This is a genomic window from Daquilactobacillus linshuiensis (assembly GCF_052828685.1).
On the sequence record NZ_CM128255.1, the window covers coordinates 311,003 to 328,866 of the forward strand.

Sequence of the window (17,864 nt, forward strand, 5' to 3'; positions counted from 1 at the left end):
TATACCAATTATTTCAAAAATAAAGAAATTATAAAAATAGTTGACAATTATCGCCTATGAATGTACATTTATTCTTGTTATTAAATGATGGATTTTAAAAATTTTGTCTATACCAATTTTAAAAAGGAAGATAATTATGTGTGGAATAGTAGGTATAATAGGAAATAATAATGCTAAGGATATTTTAATAGATGGATTAAAAAAACTTGAATATAGAGGATATGATTCCGCTGGAATTTTTGTAAATAATGGACAAGAAGATTTTTTAGTTAAAGAAGTCGGAAAAATAAAAGAACTAGAAAATGCTATTTCAAGTAATGTTAATGGCGCAATGGGAATAGGTCATACTCGTTGGGCAACTCATGGTAAGCCAACAGTTGAAAATGCTCATCCTCAATTTTCAGAAGATGAGAGATTTTATTTGGTTCATAATGGTGTTATTACAAATTATGAGGAATTGAAAAATACATATTTATCAAATGTAAAATTTGCTAGTCAAACAGATACAGAAGTAGCGGTACAGTTAGTTTCTTATTTTTCAAAACAAGGGATGTCAACGTTAGAAGCATTTAAGAAGACTGTTAACTTAATTAAGGGATCATATGCATTTGGTATGGTAGATAAAAAAAATCCAGATGAAATATTTGTGGCTAAGAATAAGAGCCCGCTTCTAATAGGTTTAGGTGATGGCTTTAATGTTATTTGTTCAGATGCCATGGCAATGATTGAACAGACAAATCAATTTGTTGAATTGATGGATAAAGAAGTTGTAGTTTTAGAAAAAAATTCTTATACGATTTTTGACAAAGATGATAATGAAATCCAAAGAAATTCATATACAGTAGATTTAGATCCTGATGATATTTCAAAAGGCACTTATGAACATTACATGCTAAAGGAAATAGATGAACAACCAGCTGTAATGAGAAAAATAAGTGAAAGTTATTTTGATAACAATGATGATGTAAAAGTTGAAGAAAAGTTAGTAAATGATATGGCTCAGGCTGATAGAATCTATATTGTAGCTGCCGGAACTAGTTATCACGCTGGTTTAGTCGGTAAAACTCTAATTGAAGAAATGACTGACATACCTGTTGATGTAAAAGTGGCAAGTGAGTTTGGATATCATATGCCTAAGCTATCAAAACATCCGTTCTTTATATTCTTATCACAAAGTGGAGAAACCGCAGATAGTCGCCAAGTTCTTGTTAAAGTTAAGGAATTAAACTTACCAACCCTAACTATTACAAATGTTAAAGATTCAACACTTTGGAGAGAATCAACCTATCAAATGCAGTTATTTGCGGGGCCTGAAATTGCAGTTGCTTCTACTAAAGCTTATACTGCTCAAATTGCAATACAGGCAGTTTTAGCAAAAGCTGTAGGAGAAAAAATGAATAGTCAAAAAGCTAAAGAACTAGATTTAAAAGAAGAATTGGCTTTAGCTGCAAATGGAATGCAATCAATGGTTGATGAAAAAGAAATGCTAAAAAAATTAGCTCATGAATTCTTTATTAATCAAGCACATGCATTTTATATTGGCCGTGGAGTTGATTATGACGTTTCTTTAGAAGCAGCCTTGAAATTAAAAGAAATTTCTTATATTCATACTGAAGGTTTTGCAGCGGGTGAATTAAAACATGGAACAATTTCTTTGATTGAAGAGGGTACGCCAGTTGTTGCTTTCATTAATGATCCAAATACATCAGAACATACACGTGGAAATATCAAAGAAGTACAAGCCAGAGGTGCCAATGTATTGGTTATTTCAAATGAAAAATATAAACAAGACAGTGATCAAATTGTCTTAAGTTCAATTAATGAGATGTTGGAGCCATTAATAAGTATTATACCGGCTCAAATCCTTGCCTATTATGCAAGTTTAGAACGTGGTAATGATGTTGATCAACCAAGAAATCTAGCTAAGAGTGTAACTGTAGAATAAAAGAATCCTCGAAAGAGGATTTTTTTATTTATGTTATTATATTAGTTATAGATTTAAAAGGACGGTTATTTTGCGAAACAAAAAAATAAGTTTATTTTCAACAACAATGATTTCTTTAAGCGGATTAATAGGTTCTGGGTGGCTGTTTGGTTCAGGAATTGCTGCTCAAGAAGCTGGTCCAGCTGCTATTATATCTTGGATATTAGGGGCTATAATAATAGGTTGTGTTGCATTAATTTATGTAGAGTTAGGTTCGATGTTTCCTATAGGTGGTGGAATGAGTAGGTATGCTCAGTTTACACATGGTTCATTGTTAGGGTTTATCTCTTCTTGGGCAAATTGGTTAGGATTATTGACATTGTTGCCTATTGAAGCAGTTGCTACAATTCAATATATGAGTACTTGGCCTTGGAAGTGGGCAAGTTGGACTAAAATATTCTTTAAACAAGACGATATTACTATTAGTGGTTTGATAGCTGTCATTGTAATGATGATAATTTTTACATTGTTAAATTATTGGACTGTCGAATTAATGTCACGATTTACTAATGTTGTTATTGTATTTAAAATGCTGATTCCTATATTAACGATATTATTGTTTATGATGAGTTCATTTCATACTGAGAATTTCGGAGCAAGTTTGCAACAATTTATGCCATATAATACAGCACCGATATTTACTGCTATTAGTTCAGCAGGTATTATTTTGTCGTATAATGCTTTTCAAACGGTTATTAATTTAGGCAACTCTATGAAAAATCCCGAGAAAAATATGTCAAGAGCAATAATTATTTCTCTTGCAATTAGTGCAGTTATCTATATAACATTACAGGTAACTTTTATTGGTTCCTTACCCGTTGAGTTGATAAAAAGCGGATGGCAAAACGTTTCATTTACTTCGCCATTTGCTAATTTAGCAGTTTTACTAAATTTGGGATGGTTTACTACATTGTTATATCTAAATGCTTTTATTTCGCCTTTAGGATCAGGAGTGGTATTTACAACCTCAACAGCAATGACTTTGTATAGTATGACTGATAATCGACACTTACCTAAATTTTTAGGTGTACAAAATAAAAAATATGGTATTCCTAGAAATGCAATGCTATTTAATTTATTTGTTGGAATAATCATTATTGTTGTTTTTAAAAAATGGTCGATATTATCAAGCATGATTTCATCCATGATGTTAATAGCTATGTTGACTGGACCTGTAATTTTGATTGCTTTAAGACGACTTGCTCCAGAGTTTGTTAGACCCTTTAAGGTGAAATTTGCAAATGTATTTGCTCCTATTACATTTAGTATAATTTCTTTAGCAATATATTGGGCAAAATTTCCAACTACTATAGAAGTGATAGGTATTATATTGTTAGGTTTACCGATTTATTTTTATTATGAGAATAAACTTGGATGGAATGATTTTAAAAAGCAATTAAAAGGAAGTCTGTGGATACTATATCTATTATTATTCTTAGGTATAATGTCTATTATAGGAAGTAAAGAATTCGGTGGTTTAAATTGGATACATTATCCGTTGGATTTTGTTGTGATAATTATTGTTTCATACATTTTTTATTTAATGGGATTAAATGGAGCATATAAAACAGAAGATTTTAGCTTTGCAAAAAAAATTAACGAAAAATTGTGAGAAAGATGCCTAAAAAAATTGAGAAAATTGCAGGAATAATTTTTATCGTAATGTTAGTTTCTATATTCATTAGTTCTTCAATGACATATAAGCAGCAAACAATGGTTCCAACATTCAGTAAATATTTAACGAGTAAGCCATTATATGGACTATTGAGTAATTTTCATATTCATTATGATGGTGCTGACCAATCAATTCAAACAGTTGGATATTATAAGTTTGTTGAATTTATAATACGAAAAGGAGCACATTTTGGCAGCTATTTTATAATGGGAGCTACTTTGTGGGTGGCTACATTTAGCCAAGTAAAATCAAAATTGACATTGTTTATGTTCTCATGGTTAAGTGTAACTGGACTTGCTTCCTTAGATGAATTTCATCAACAATTAACAGGTGGAAGAACACCACTAGTTGACGATGTAATGATTGATAGTTGTGGTGCTTTGATTGGAATAATAATGACGATTATAATTTTTAGCATTATTTATAAAACTAGAAGAAAAAAGCTATTTTAAAATAGCTTTTTTTTTGATAAAATGTAGGAGGTTTTCATAATTAAATTATAGAAAGAAGGACGCAAGATGTCAGGACATTCAAAATGGCACAATATACAAGGTCGTAAAAACGCCCAAGACGCAAAACGTGGAAAAATTTTCCAAAAAATTTCACGTGAATTATTCATGGCTGCAAAAGGTGGTGATCCTGACCCTGCGAACAATGCTGCACTTCGCTTGGTAATGGATAAGGCTCGTGCTGCTAATATGCCAAAAGATAATATTAAAAGAGCTATTGACAAAGCTGTTGGTGGTTCAGCAGATAACTATGAAGAAATCACTTATGAAGGATATGCACCAGGTGGTGTAGCTGTTTTAATTGAAGCATTAACAGATAACAAAAACAGAACTGCTTCATCAGTTCGTGTTGCAATAACAAGAAATGGTGGAAGTATGGGTTCGGCTGGTTCGGTTGCATATATGTTCGACCGTAAAGGATACATTGCAATTGATCGCACAACAACAGATGCAGATGAAGATCAAATGCTTGAAGATGTAATGGATGCTGGTGGAGATGATTTGCAAACATCAGATGAAGCATTTGAAATTTATACAGAAGCAACAGATTTTACAGCAGTTCGTGACGCTTTGGAAGCTAAAGGTTATGAGTTGGCAAATGCCGAATTAACAATGATTCCACAGAATACGACACCTGTTCCTGCTGATAAAAAAGAACAATTCCAACACATGATTGAGCAATTAGAAGACGATGATGATGTTTCAAATGTTTATACAGCCGCTGAAGAAGATGACGAATAAGATTTTAAGGGATACATTATCAGCATTTCTTATTATTAAAAAAGTGATTAAAGAATTTCTATTTATAGAAATTCTTTTTTATTTTGCGTAATTAGTTATAAGAATGGAGGTGAGAAAGTGGAAGTTCAAGAATTTACTGAGAATTTATTTAATAGGGCAATTTTAAATTTTGCATCTGATATTTTTTTAATTCCTATAAAATCAAAAATTCAAATTAGTTTTAAATTAAGTAATTCTAGAAAAAATTTTAAAGAGATAGATAGTGATTTTGGAAATAAGCTGATTAATTATCTTAAATTTCAAGGGAATATGGATATAAGTGAAAAAAGAAGGCCTCAAATTGGTGCATTTAAATATAAAGAAACAAATGTAAGACTTTCTTCTGTGGGTAATTATTTGGGACAAGAAATTTTAGTTATTAGAATTATTTATAAAACTAAATCTTCATTTCAAGATATTTCAAATTTTAAGTCATCACTAAATAAAAGCGGCCTAATTTTATTTAGTGGACCTATGGGTTCTGGTAAAACTACTTCAATGTATGGACTTGCTAGAGAACTTTCAAAATCAAAAACAGTAATGTGTATTGAAGACCCTACTGAGATTCATGTTGATGGCTTTATCCAACTTCAAGTTAATAATGATGCAAAGATTACTTATGAGTCATTAATTAAATCGAGTCTTCGTCAAAGACCAGATGTTTTGATTATTGGAGAGATAAGAGATAAGAAAACAGCTGAGTTAGTCATAAAAGCTGCATTGAGCGGTTATCTTGTAATGTCGACTGTTCATGCTAAATCAAAGTATTCAGTCATAACAAGAATGTTAGAGTTTGGAGTAGAAAAATACTCTTTAAAATCAGTTTTAAACATTATTTCTTATCAACGACTCATTCCAACGATTAAAAATGATTTAATTTGTGTACAAGATTTATTGAAAGAAAATTTTGAAGTTTCCAATGAAATAGATGAGTTTAAAGATTGGCGATTATTACTAGATGATTTATACAAAAAGAATGTTATTAACAAAAAAATACTTGAAGAATATTGTTATGGATAAAAAAATCAAAAAAAATGAGCAAGCAGATATTTTATTTACACTTGGGAAACTTTTAAATAACGGCTTCTCAATAGCTAGTTCTATTAAATGTTTAAAAATTAAATATAACAAGTATATTAAAATATTTAAAAAAATTGAATGTGAACTGCAAAATGGTGAAAAATTGACTAACAGTTTCAAATTATTAGGCTTATCTGAAATAATAGTTTCTCAATTATGTATTGCAGAAGAAAATGGGTTATTAAAAAGCATTGTTAGACAAACTGGAGAACTTTTAAATATTCAAAATAAACAACTAAAGAAGATTAAATTATTGATGTTATATCCAATTTTTATTTTTTGCTTCTTGTTAGTGATTCTTGTTTTTATCAAATTGTTTTTTAAATTTGACTATGAGCCATCGTTTTTTAGTAATTGTTTAAACATACTTGATTTAGTGATGGCTGGGGTTATTTGTGGATTAGTGATTATCTCAATATATAAATTGATAAAAATTAAAAAATCTAGCAGCTTTGAAGCTATTAATCAAAAAATTAAATTACCCATAGTAGGTAAAATTTATAAGTTATATTGTGAGTACAACTTATTATTTGGTATAGGATCTATCATAAAAAATGGTTTAAAAGTTTCTGATATTTGTAAATTGAGTTTTTCTAATAATTCATTATATGAAAATCTTCGTATTAAGCTAAATAAAGAACTGAGAAAAGGAGTGAGCTTATCTGATTTTATTAAAGATAATAGGTTTATACCTAATGAATTAGATATCTTATTGTCTTATGGAGCTAATCATGTTGATTTAGGAAATGAAATACTTGTTTTGGCCCAACTTAAATATGATGAAACAATGGATGAATTAAAGAAAGTAACGGTAAAATTACAACCACTTGTTTTTGGAATAATTGCAGTTTTAATTTTGATTACGTATTTAAAAATATTAATTCCTGTTTACGGAATGATGGAAGGAATGTATTAAAAATGAAGAAAAATTTGAAAAGAAGGTCCGGCTTCACCCTCATCGAAATGGTTTTTGTGATTTTTATAATTTCTTTATTATTATTGATAATAATACCTAATATCTCTCAACAAAAATCACATGCGACAAACAAAACTGATGAGGCATTTATTACAACAATACAAGGGCAAGCCGACTTATACGAGGGAGATGGTACTCCTAGTTTAGAACAATTGGCTAAGGAACACTATATTTCTGAAAAACAATTAAAGCACGCAAATGAAAAAGGAATAACGATTCATGATGGAACAGTCGAAAAAGGTAAATAGAAATGGTTTTACTTTAATTGAGACAACAGTAGCATTGTTTATACTTACTTTAATATTTGCTATCCCAATGAATTCTTATTCTAAATTTAATAATAATCTATCTAAATCAACTTTTATTAGTGAGTTCAAGTCAAATTGGAATTATTCGTTAGTTAATTCAAAAATAAATCAAGCTACGATACTTGTGCATCTGAATAAAACTACTCAGGATATAACTTTTAAAAATTCAATTTGGAAAAAGAAAATAATCGTTCCTAAGAATTTTTATTTAGAATCATCAGGCACTGTAAAGATTGGAAGTGATGGTACGGTTCGTCCATTTACAATGGCAATACGGGATTTAGATACAAATAAATTATTAAAATTTAAAGTGCAGATGGATTGGGGTGAAATTATTGTTGACTAAGGGATTCATTATACCTGAAGCATTAGTTGGATTGACAATAACAATAATGAGTTGTTTAGTTTTAGTAATTTCATTTCAAAATATGAATCAATTTTCTGATAAACAAAAAGATAAGGTTAATGCTCATTTATCTTTTATTGAAATGAATGACTCTGATATAAAATCTTTAAAAATTAATAATGAAGTGTATCAATTAATTGAAAAAAATAATAAATATTTTATTAGAAACATTAATAGAGGTTCTGTTTTTGAAATTAAAAAAAGATAGTAAAGGTTTTATTTTATATGAAATGTTAATTTACTTATTTATTTGTGGTATTTGTTTTTCTACTATTTATAATGAAATTTTTTTTACAAAGAAAGTAATGACTCGTGAATCTTTAGAAGTAATTAATTGGCATAGTTCTATGATGAAATTAAGTAATATGATAAATAATTCTGAAATAGTTGAGTTAGATAATAGAAAGTTAGTCTTTAAAACGAGTTCTGATTATAAAGAACCCCAAAAGATTTATGAACTAGGGAAGTATAAAAAGATGCTAAGGATTAGTGGATCATCATCAGGACATATGCCGGTACTTAATGATGTAAATCAAGTCTCATTTAAATGCAAGGACGGATTTTTATGTATGAAGGTAGTTAGAACAAATGGCAAAATTTTTGAACAAATTTTTAAGATTAAAAACAAAAGCATCAGTTTTACTGGTTTCAGTAATGGTTTTACAGTTAACGACAGGTTGTTTGTTAATAAAAGTAAAATCATTTTATAATGAGATTACTAATATTCAGCAGTTAGATAAGTCATATCAAAGAAAAATAAATTCAATATTAGAAAATAAATAAACCTGGATAAGTTACTTGTAATACTATTTTTTTATTTGTAAAATTACATAGTAAGAAATATGAGGGATATTTATGGCAGAAGAAAAAATTGAACAGTTATTTAAGCAATTGGTGGCAACGACTACTATTTTAAAAGATTCCTTACAAGTAAGTAATCATGATGCGTTATCTGAAAATATTCACGATTTATTAACTGGTGAAGTATTTGTTGAAAATGGCGCTCCAGATAAAAAAACAGTTGATAAATTAGAAAAACTCTATAACGATATGAGTTTAAGTGGATTTACTAAAGAAAATATTTTTAATGTTATGCAGTTAGCAATTTTAAAGGCAGAACAAGATGATAATACAGAAGTAAATAAATTAATGACACCAAGTTCTGTAGCTATGATAACTAGTATAGTACTACACGAACTAATTGTTTCATTGAATGTCAAGAGTACAAGTCTTCTTGATCCGGTAATTGGAAATGGGAATTTAATGTTGCAGTTAATAAATAATATTGAAAGTACCACAGATACTAAATTAACAGGTATTGGAATTGATAATGATGATTCATTATTAAGTGTTGCAGATTCTTATTCACAATTGATAGATACTAACTTGGAGTTATATCATCAAGATTCTGTTTCAATGTGGCCCGTATCTGACCTTGATTTTGTAATAGCTGACTTACCAGTCGGATATTATCCAATGGAAGAAGGATTAGATAAATTTGAAACTAAGTCAAAAAGTGGAAAATCATATGCTCACCATTTATTAATTGAAAATTCAATGAAACATTTAAAAAATGGTGGTTTTGGACTATTTATAGTACCAAGTGAAATATTTGAAACAAATCAGTCTGAAAGCCTAGCCAAGTGGATGGTTTCAAATGTATACTTACAGGGAGTCCTAAGTTTTCCAACTGACATGTTTCACTCAAAGTCTGCACAAAAATCATTAGTCATTTTACAAAAACATGGTGATGGTGCTAATCAAGTTCAAAATGTTTTGATGGGAGAAATTCCCTCGTTAAAAGATATAAAACTGGTTAAAAGATTTGAGTCAGAAATAAAAAAATGGGCTGAGACAAATTTTAAATAGGGAGTGATCATCTTGAGTAAAATATTATCTGTAAATTCTGGTAGTTCAACATTAAAATGGAAATTATATGAAGTTCCATCTGAAAGTGTGTTAGCTGAAGGTATGGTTGATAGACTAGGCTTACCGGGTTCTGTATTTACTATTAAATACAATGGAGATAAACGTGAAATAAATGAAGATATAAAGTCTCATGAACAAGCTGTTAATATGTTGTTAGATAATCTTATTGATATGGGTGTACTACAAAATATTGAAGAAATACAAGGTGTAGGACATCGTGTCGTATCTGGTGGAAGTGAATATACAGACTCCGTTGTAGTAGATCAAAAAGTTCTTGAAGGTATTGAAAAATATGCAGAATTTGCACCACTTCATAATCCAGCCGAACTTAAAGGGATTGAGTCATTTATGAAGATTTTGCCAAATGCTTCTCAAGTTGCTGTTTTTGATACAGCATTTCATACTTCAATGTCTAAAGAAAATTACCTTTACAGTATTCCTTATGAGTACTATGAAAAGTATGGAGTTAGAAAATTTGGAGCCCATGGTACCTCACATAAATATGTTTCTATGAAAGCTGCTGAAGTTCTTAATAAGCCGTTAGAAGACTTAAAAATGATTACTATGCATATTGGTAGTGGGGTTTCTATTACTGCTATAGATGGTGGTAAATCTGTTGACACTTCAATGGGGTTCACGCCATTAGCAGGTGTAACTATGAGCTCACGTTCAGGAGATATTGATGCTTCTTTAGTTGCTTATTTAATGGAAAAAGAAGGAATTAAAGATCCGGAAGAAATGATTGATATTTTAAATAATAAATCAGGATTACTAGGTATATCGGGGGTATCTCCTGATATGCGTGATTTACTTGCAGCTAAGGATGATAATCCTAGAGCTCAATTGGCTATTGATATTTTTATTAATCGATTGGTTAAATATGTTGGATCATACATTGCCTTACTGGGTGGTGTGGATGCAGTTGTATTCACAGCCGGAATGGGCGAACATAATCCACAAATTAGACAGGCAGTTATTGATAACTTTAAATATGTTGGTATGAAAATGGATAAAGAACGTAATGAGACCGGTAATGGTCCACGAGTAATAAGTGCTGACGATTCAAAAGTAGATGTTTTAATGATACCAACAGATGAAGAATTAATGATTGTTAGAGATGTTGTTAGATTAACAAAATAAAAAGCCTTTTGGGCTTTTTTTGTTTGCTCTAAGTTTTAATTAACGTTACAATATTAAAGTGAATTCGGGGTCGTTAAGGATTCGACATGTGTAATAGCGTGTGAACTGCACTTCGTAGTGTCCACTACGTTAAAAGGACACAGTTTAATTATAACTGCAAAAAATAATAACTCTTACGCAGTAGCTGCTTAATAACCAGCACTACGTGATCCATCTGAATTCGTCCCAGGTTCAGTCATGGGTCCTAAAGAATGGGACTACGTTTAATTATGCATTCTGAATAATTAAAAAGAGACTGATCAGGATAGCCATTATGGCTTGCCTGGTTGTGTGGCGTACATAGTGGCGAAGTTTAAGTAGCACAACTATGAGTGTAGAGGTTTACATAGCGTTATGCTTGGACGCGGGTTCGACTCCCGCCGACTCCATTGGGCGTATTTTAAAGACTGTTATATGATGATAAAACATTGATATAATAGCTTTTACTGTTTCTTGAATTTCAAATGATTTCATTGTTTTTGATAAAAAGGGTAGTTAAACGGGTAGTTAAACGGGTAGTTAATAAATTTAACCATCGGGGCAGTAAAGGAAAATAAATTATTTTCCTTTTTTTGACAAAAATAATAATACAATTATTTTAAATTAAAGAATTTTGAAAATATGGCAACAATAATTCCAGCAATAATGCTACCAATTATTCCTATAATCCATTTTAAAATTTTTTTTGAATTTTGTTTTTTTGAATCATTGAAATAACCTATTTGAGATTGATTAATTTTATTGTTATTACCAATATTTATTCTTAATTTTTTCATGATATCCCTGCTTAATATGAAAGGTCTAATATTTATGTCTAAAAGAAGTGATTTATTAATCGATGTATTATCTAAAAATCCAGATATAGAAAATGTAATGCTTAGATTAAAAGTAATAATATCAGATATTCCTAATTCTGAAAATATTCAAAATTGGTTGAATAATGAATTGACGGGGTATCCTAATGGAGAAGAATTACCTAAATATCGCCATTTACATGGATATATATATGGTAATTTCGTAGTTAATTATAATACACAGTATACACATTCCCTAGTTCCTTTGAAAATAACAACGTTGGAGAAAGATATAATTGAAAGTTTAGAGGATTTAAAAATAAGTGATTCTATCAGTGTTATAGTTTCAACCATGGCAAATAATGAAAAAATAGGAGTGCCAGTTCCAACTGAATTATTGTATTCAATTTCTTCGGAAAAATTACAACTTAGTTCTGCAGTATCAGAAGTAGATGCATCTAGACTAAATGAAATTATTTCAGAAATAAAAAATAAACTTATTGAAATAATTCAAAAATTAGAAAACCAATTTTCTGTCGAATCTATTAATAAATTAGATGTAAAAGATGAAATTAAAGAGAATGTAAAAGAAATTAAGAAACTAAATATAAATATCGAAAAAATTATTTTTGGAGATTCTATTAAAATTGGTGACAATAATACAATAAAAAAATCAAAATTAGGTTTCTTAAAAAAAATAATTAAATGATTTTTTTATTTATCATTAGTAATAAAAGTATAATCTATATTAATTTTATAGGGAGTTTGAGAAAATAAGTCAAATAAGCTATAGTTGTAACTGGCTCTTTTTTTAATTATATTTAATATAGTTAAAAAAGGAGCTTTTTATTATGGTTGATACGATATCTATTAAAGGATATAAAGAAGAAAAAATAGTAACAAAGTTTTTAGAAAATATGGATATTATTACAGACGAAGCTACATATTCTACTTTGAATTTATTGAATGATATCTTTAAAAAAATGGGATATAAAACTATTTTTGATTTGGAAACTAGTACATTGACTGTAGTAAAAAATAATAAATACTATAGTGTAAGAGTTGGACTAACTGGAGTTAATCAAGAACAGGCTAAGGCAGTAGAAATGGGTAGCCATACATTAGCTCTATTAAATAGAATTACAAAAAAGGTTTATGATGGATTTATATATGTAGATAGAGGGTACTTTTCTGACGAAGCTAAAGAATACGCTAAAAATAGTGAGAGAATAACTTTAATAGACCGAAAGCAACTGTTTCAATTGATGTCTAAGTATTATGAAAATGTTTCAATGGGTGATTATTATAAGTCAATCGAAGTGTTAGAAAACTGTAGAAGAGCTGAATGTAATGGAAAAATGATATATACATTGCAAGTTGAAAAATTAAATACAATTAAAGTTAGTGATACATACATGCATTGTTTAGATTGTGGAATGAAGTTTTTTAATAAAGATAATTATAAAATAGTAAGCGATAATTAAAAAAAGAGTACTGATCAGATTGACCAGTACTCTTTTTAGTTTGTTAATGCTTTATAATCTTTAATGAAATAATATACTCCAGTTGGACCAAGGATAAATGTAAAAGGTAGTACAAATCCACTAAACATAAAAATTAAAAATATTTTAAATAGATTAGTTCCTATATTAGTAGAAACACTTTTTTTATAACCTGGTACAAACCCATTATGTCCTACTCTTATCATTACTTTACTATATTTTGTTGAAAACCTGTTTTTTTCAAAAAATCTTTTACTTGATTTTTTGTGATAAAGTTTTCCTATTGAGAACCAGCTAAATGGCAACATTAATAAAATAATGATAAATAAATATATTGTAAATTTGGGATATATGTATGTATCTGTCCAAGCTTTAAATGAAATTGTAATAAAAAAACAAATTGGCACATAGAAGTATAATCCCTTAATTATCATATCTTTCATAAATTGTTTTTTCATAAACAAATTAATTTCCTTTCTTTAAAACAATATCACTAACAGAGGCTAATTTAATTTTTAACATATGATATTGTTTTTCTTTCATTTCAGCACTATCAATAATATTTGAAAATGTATCTGTTCCCAAAGTATTGTCTAATTCTTTAACCATTTTCAAAGTAGAACCATATTGATAAGCCATATGATTAACACTTGTCTCATAAATATCTTCTTTAGGTTTCATCTCAAGCTTCAGCTTAGCAACTTCTCCTAAAAATGCGTCCCATTCAATATTTAAGGGCCAGTATTTTTTATTAGTACTTCTTTTATCACGAAAACTTATATACGTACTTAAAATATTTTTTGCAGTTTGCAATTCATCACGTGTTAGCATTAGCTTTGATATTAAGTCTTGCGCATAATCGTCCATAAATCTCAATTCATAACGATTTTTTATTTCAATTAAATCACGAGATATCTTTAGTTTTTCAGACTGTTCATAATCTTTTTCATAAAAAACAACTCTCATGTTTGATTGGGGAGATCCAAAATATAATGTCTTACCACGACTTTTTCCATCGGAATTAATAGTCCCATTTGTATTAACAGTTCTAAATTTTGAAATACACTCTCCATCTTCTACTTTACTAATTAATTTTGAAATATCTAAAAATCTATAATAATCATTAATTGCTAAATCAATTCTTTTAAATACCCCATTGACAGAAAAGCACTTATTAAAAAAATGATACCATTCAGAATTTTGAAATACTAAATATTTTTCAAACTCTCTACAACCTTGACCGGTCATTAAAATTAGAACACCCTTATTAGTTAACTTAGGCTCATCATACATTACTTTTATATTTTCTAAGGTATACATTGAATTATACCCATAAAATCCATTCTTTTCTTTAAAAAACATTTTATGATTTAATCCCAAAATATTATCAATAACTAACTCTGGTTGAATATCATCAATACGAATTCTTATATAATCATAAATACAGTTCATTTTATTTCCACTTTTTAAGTATGGCATAAGCCCATAAATTTTCTTCATAACTTCATCTGATAAATTTTTTTTATTATTTTCTATTTGATTATAATAACTACGACTAACTTCTAATAAATTAGACATTTCTTTTTGCGTATAGTTATTCCTAATTCTATATGCCTCTAACTCTTTTGAAACCTTTATTATCATCACGTCCTTTTTTAGTAACATTTATTAGCTACAAATGTTGCTAATAAATTTTGTATTAAAATCCCTTTATATTAACTTTTTAAGCTATAACCTATGAGGAATAATTGTCACCAGACCCCCTTGTTAATAACAGGGGGTCTAAATTAGCGTCAGCGAACAAAGTTCGCCTCCGCTTGCGACTTCAAAAATTACCATTCCGTGCTACGACACTCCGCACTCCATTCATAAAGTGAGTCTCACACGGCTTAATGCCGTGCTTACGCTTCGACACTCGCTAACTCACTTTATGTATTTTTATCGTCGAATGGTTATTATGCGTTGCGAAGTTGTATAAGTTCTTTTTGAAATGCTTCTTTATCAAATTGCTCGGGTGGTGTAGTCTCTTCTAATGATTGGAAACCATTTTCACTTTGATAATCTAATGCCGTTAGATTTTGATATTCCTGCATATTAATAACATTATCTCTACTGTTCTCAATACTTTCTTCATTTTCTAACATCTCTGCTTTGATATCATCAGGATTACTCATTGAAGTATCAGCTTGAATATTGTCAGTATTTTCGGCATTCTCTAGATTATTTTCATCAGCATTATCTAATTCATCAGAATCAATATCATCTAGCGTTTCATTATCTAATGTTTGATTTTCTTGTTCTTCTAACTCTTCTTCATTTTCTTTTGGAACTTCATTATCATCAGGTACATTGTTAACATCTTCATCATTATCTGGATTACCCTTAATTGCATCAGCCAAATTATTTATTCCACTATTTAATTTATCTAAGGTATGTGGGGTTAAACTCAAATCGTTTTGATCAATTTGATGTTGTTTACTCAAATCAGTATTAGGATTTACTGCCTGTACTACTGAATCTGGCATTGTATTTTTAACAGCAGTTGAACCCATACCAATAACTGTTTTCATTAATGAAAATATTGGTTTTCTTAATAAAATTATTGTTATTAATAACATATTCTTAAATAGTAGATTTCCAGTATAACCTGCTACGCTATCTCTGCTAATTAAATCATCAACGAATATTATTACCAATCTAAATGAAAGCATTATTAATCCTAATCCAGCTTTTGATAATAAGACCATCATCATTCCTTTGACCCCTCCAAAAAACATATTATTAAATCGAGGGAATATACTTAGTATGGCAAATATTGGTAATAATAAGTCTATTAATACAGCCAAAAATTGAAGTACAAGGTTTAATATTGATATAACCGATTGTATAAATCCAAATATAAGAGTTTGAAAAATAGAATTTACAGATACAGTGAGATGAAATGGTAATTGGTCAGCCATCAAATACCTATTTTTAGAGAAATCCACTTTAGATAATTTATTAGTAATTTCCTTGGAAGTTTTCTCATCCACTTTGTTAGATAAAAATTCATCAATTGTTTTACCATCAATTGTACGTTCTTTAATTTTTTTAGTATTCGTAGTACCGTAATTCATTAAGTAATAAGGTTCTTCAACTGATTCTAGAAAATATGAACTTCTCAGATTATAAGCTGCGGACTGTAAAGAGTCTCCCTTACCATTATTTACTAGTTTATCTTGTGAGATTGTACCTGCCGAACTAATATCCGCTTGTATTTCTGTTGTGGCACCATTAATTACTTGCATAAAATAGCCACTTTGTTTAAACCATATTCCACAAGCTATTATTATTAAAAATGTTTTAAAAAGCTGTTTAAATGCTTTTTCTGGTGAAACAGTAATAAATAGAACTGCACAAGAAGCGACTACAAAAGCTAAAAAAAGTAATCCTACAGAACTAAACAGTGAATGGTACATTTTATCTGCAATGTTTCCAACTATATCTGCATAAGTACCAAATATATTGCCTTTCATTGAATACTTAATTACGGTATCAAACCCTGTCCAAAGTAGCTTATTAAGACCAAAGAAAAAATTAGTCAATGAGTTTAATATATTTGAAACGCCTGAATCTACAAAATTAAACCAACCACCATCTGGCTTAAATAGACTTTGATAGTATGTTAAATCATACTTTCCTAACTGATTGTCTACAGCAAGTACTGGACTAGTCTTTACAAATAATAAAAAAGCAAATATTGGTATAAGTAATATTTGTACTTTTTTTTTCAATAATTACCTTCTTTCCTATTTTAAACACTTAATAGGTCCTTTTTTTCAAGACTTTCGATAACTCTAAAAGTAATAACTCCAAGCATTTCAAGTTCACAAAAAGATTGAATTAATTCTTCTTTATGAAATTTACAATTTATCATGATTTCATTTATACTAAAGCTTTTAGAAGTATTGTTAAAAATGAATTTAGCTGTTTTCTTTGCTTGCTTACTCATATTTCTAAAGTTATACTCTAATTCAAATACATTAATTGAATACTTTAATTCTTTCATATTTAGACCTACCTTATTTTTAATGTTAAAATATCTATGTTCTTTATATTTAGAATAGTTTGTTTAATACCCGCGGATACTTCCAATATCCATGGGTATTTTTTATATATTGTTTTTTTTACCTGCCCCGACGGCTCATCTTTTTATTTGAAATTTTTGTTTTTTCTTATATATAAATAATCGCTCAATAATTATATTTCAACTCAACAATTACATCATGGCGTTAAAGATTATTTAAAATCCGCAACTATACCTGTTAGGTTCGTACCACTCACTATAAGCACTACGTCTGAAAGTTTTAATAGATAACTTACAACTCATTACTTATTTAGTTTTCAAAGGACAAACTAGAAATAACTTCTAGCAATAGCTAGGTAAGAGAATTGAACTCTTACTAAATTCCAAACTAGCTTTTAATGATTCAAATAGAATTCATCAAGTTCATGCCGATTATATAAAGTAATACCAGCAACCTCATGACTTGGTAATTCTGCAAGTCTAAACTTATCAAACGTTACATTAGATACTCTTAAATATTTAATTGCTTCTTTTTTTCTAAACCATTCTTGATTATTAATATTAGAAGTATCTTTTATTCTTGAGATTTCATTATTGATTAAATCTCTAATTTGCAATGCTATTTCTTGTTTTTGATTTTCATTTAAAATGATTTCAACCATTTCAGCACTCCTTT

General features: G+C 28.9%; 20 protein-coding genes and 1 other RNA gene. 15 read left to right on the forward strand and 6 right to left on the reverse strand.

The window, feature by feature from the left end:
- The first annotated feature begins 136 nt into the window (after positions 1–136).
- The 13 genes from glmS to ssrA all read left to right on the forward strand — a co-directional run bounded on the left by glmS (position 137) and on the right by ssrA (position 11,218).
- Complete coding sequence (gene glmS, locus ACUV9F_RS01675) at positions 137–1,945, forward strand: glutamine--fructose-6-phosphate transaminase (isomerizing) (RefSeq protein ID WP_446183960.1); 1,809 nt, start codon at positions 137–139, stop codon at positions 1,943–1,945.
- A 40-nt stretch (positions 1,946–1,985) separates the two neighbouring features.
- Positions 1,986–3,596: an APC family permease gene (locus tag ACUV9F_RS01680; protein ID WP_446184335.1), complete on the forward strand. Its 1,611-nt coding sequence runs from the start codon at positions 1,986–1,988 to the stop codon at positions 3,594–3,596.
- Between the two features lie 5 nt (positions 3,597–3,601).
- A complete protein-coding gene (locus tag ACUV9F_RS01685) occupies positions 3,602–4,111 on the forward strand; it encodes a VanZ family protein (protein ID WP_446183961.1) in 510 nt (169 codons plus the stop codon).
- 66 nt (positions 4,112–4,177) lie between these two features.
- Positions 4,178–4,909 carry a YebC/PmpR family DNA-binding transcriptional regulator gene (locus ACUV9F_RS01690; protein WP_446183962.1) on the forward strand — a complete coding sequence of 244 codons (732 nt, stop codon included), beginning with the start codon at positions 4,178–4,180 and terminating at the stop codon, positions 4,907–4,909.
- 117 nt (positions 4,910–5,026) lie between these two features.
- A complete protein-coding gene (gene comGA / locus ACUV9F_RS01695; protein ID WP_446183963.1) occupies positions 5,027–5,968 on the forward strand; it encodes a competence type IV pilus ATPase ComGA in 942 nt (313 codons plus the stop codon).
- On the forward strand, positions 5,961–6,944 hold the full coding sequence (locus ACUV9F_RS01700; RefSeq protein WP_446183964.1) for a type II secretion system F family protein: 984 nt from the start codon (positions 5,961–5,963) through the stop codon (positions 6,942–6,944). The genes comGA and ACUV9F_RS01700 overlap by 8 nt, the downstream gene beginning before the upstream one ends.
- Positions 6,945–6,946: 2 nt before the next feature.
- Positions 6,947–7,252: a competence type IV pilus major pilin ComGC gene (gene comGC / locus ACUV9F_RS01705; protein ID WP_446183965.1), complete on the forward strand. Its 306-nt coding sequence runs from the start codon at positions 6,947–6,949 to the stop codon at positions 7,250–7,252.
- Positions 7,224–7,658, forward strand: coding sequence for a type II secretion system protein (locus ACUV9F_RS01710; RefSeq protein WP_446183966.1), 435 nt, complete (start codon positions 7,224–7,226; stop codon positions 7,656–7,658). The genes comGC and ACUV9F_RS01710 overlap by 29 nt, the downstream gene beginning before the upstream one ends.
- Positions 7,639–7,926: a hypothetical protein gene (locus ACUV9F_RS01715; RefSeq protein WP_446183967.1), complete on the forward strand. Its 288-nt coding sequence runs from the start codon at positions 7,639–7,641 to the stop codon at positions 7,924–7,926. The genes ACUV9F_RS01710 and ACUV9F_RS01715 overlap by 20 nt, the downstream gene beginning before the upstream one ends.
- A complete protein-coding gene (locus ACUV9F_RS01720) occupies positions 7,907–8,428 on the forward strand; it encodes a competence type IV pilus minor pilin ComGF (protein ID WP_446183968.1) in 522 nt (173 codons plus the stop codon). The genes ACUV9F_RS01715 and ACUV9F_RS01720 overlap by 20 nt, the downstream gene beginning before the upstream one ends.
- Before the next feature lie 145 nt (positions 8,429–8,573).
- On the forward strand, positions 8,574–9,587 hold the full coding sequence (locus ACUV9F_RS01725; RefSeq protein ID WP_446183969.1) for a class I SAM-dependent methyltransferase: 1,014 nt from the start codon (positions 8,574–8,576) through the stop codon (positions 9,585–9,587).
- 12 nt (positions 9,588–9,599) lie between these two features.
- Complete coding sequence (locus ACUV9F_RS01730; protein ID WP_446183970.1) at positions 9,600–10,787, forward strand: acetate/propionate family kinase; 1,188 nt, start codon at positions 9,600–9,602, stop codon at positions 10,785–10,787.
- A gap of 66 nt (positions 10,788–10,853) precedes the next feature.
- Positions 10,854–11,218: a transfer-messenger RNA gene (gene ssrA, locus ACUV9F_RS01735) on the forward strand.
- 201 nt (positions 11,219–11,419) lie between these two features.
- Here ssrA and ACUV9F_RS01740 read toward each other — a convergent pair.
- Positions 11,420–11,602, reverse strand: coding sequence for a hypothetical protein (locus ACUV9F_RS01740; protein ID WP_446183971.1), 183 nt, complete (start codon positions 11,600–11,602; stop codon positions 11,420–11,422).
- A gap of 34 nt (positions 11,603–11,636) precedes the next feature.
- On the opposite strand from ACUV9F_RS01740, the gene ACUV9F_RS01745 reads away from it, so the two are divergent.
- Together ACUV9F_RS01745 and ACUV9F_RS01750 are read left to right on the forward strand one after the other, a co-directional pair.
- Complete coding sequence (locus ACUV9F_RS01745) at positions 11,637–12,329, forward strand: AbiTii domain-containing protein (protein WP_446183972.1); 693 nt, start codon at positions 11,637–11,639, stop codon at positions 12,327–12,329.
- Positions 12,330–12,471: 142 nt separating this feature from the next.
- Positions 12,472–13,104, forward strand: a complete 633-nt coding sequence (locus ACUV9F_RS01750) for a restriction endonuclease (RefSeq protein ID WP_446183973.1) — start codon at positions 12,472–12,474, stop codon at positions 13,102–13,104.
- Between the two features lie 35 nt (positions 13,105–13,139).
- On the opposite strand, the gene ACUV9F_RS01755 is transcribed toward ACUV9F_RS01750, so the two are convergent.
- From ACUV9F_RS01755 to ACUV9F_RS01775, 5 genes are all read right to left on the reverse strand, one after another.
- Positions 13,140–13,580 (reverse strand): hypothetical protein, encoded by a 441-nt coding sequence (locus ACUV9F_RS01755; RefSeq protein WP_446183974.1) that lies wholly within the window; start codon positions 13,578–13,580, stop codon positions 13,140–13,142.
- Positions 13,581–13,587: 7 nt separating this feature from the next.
- Positions 13,588–14,787: a replication initiation factor domain-containing protein gene (locus ACUV9F_RS01760; protein ID WP_446183975.1), complete on the reverse strand. Its 1,200-nt coding sequence runs from the start codon at positions 14,785–14,787 to the stop codon at positions 13,588–13,590.
- A 290-nt stretch (positions 14,788–15,077) separates the two neighbouring features.
- Positions 15,078–16,895: a CD3337/EF1877 family mobilome membrane protein gene (locus tag ACUV9F_RS01765; RefSeq protein WP_446183976.1), complete on the reverse strand. Its 1,818-nt coding sequence runs from the start codon at positions 16,893–16,895 to the stop codon at positions 15,078–15,080.
- A gap of 20 nt (positions 16,896–16,915) precedes the next feature.
- Positions 16,916–17,170 (reverse strand): hypothetical protein, encoded by a 255-nt coding sequence (locus tag ACUV9F_RS01770; protein WP_446183977.1) that lies wholly within the window; start codon positions 17,168–17,170, stop codon positions 16,916–16,918.
- Positions 17,171–17,583: 413 nt separating this feature from the next.
- Entirely contained in the window at positions 17,584–17,850 is a 267-nt protein-coding gene (locus tag ACUV9F_RS01775) for a hypothetical protein (protein ID WP_446183978.1), read from the reverse strand.
- Between the last annotated feature and the right edge of the window lie 14 nt (positions 17,851–17,864).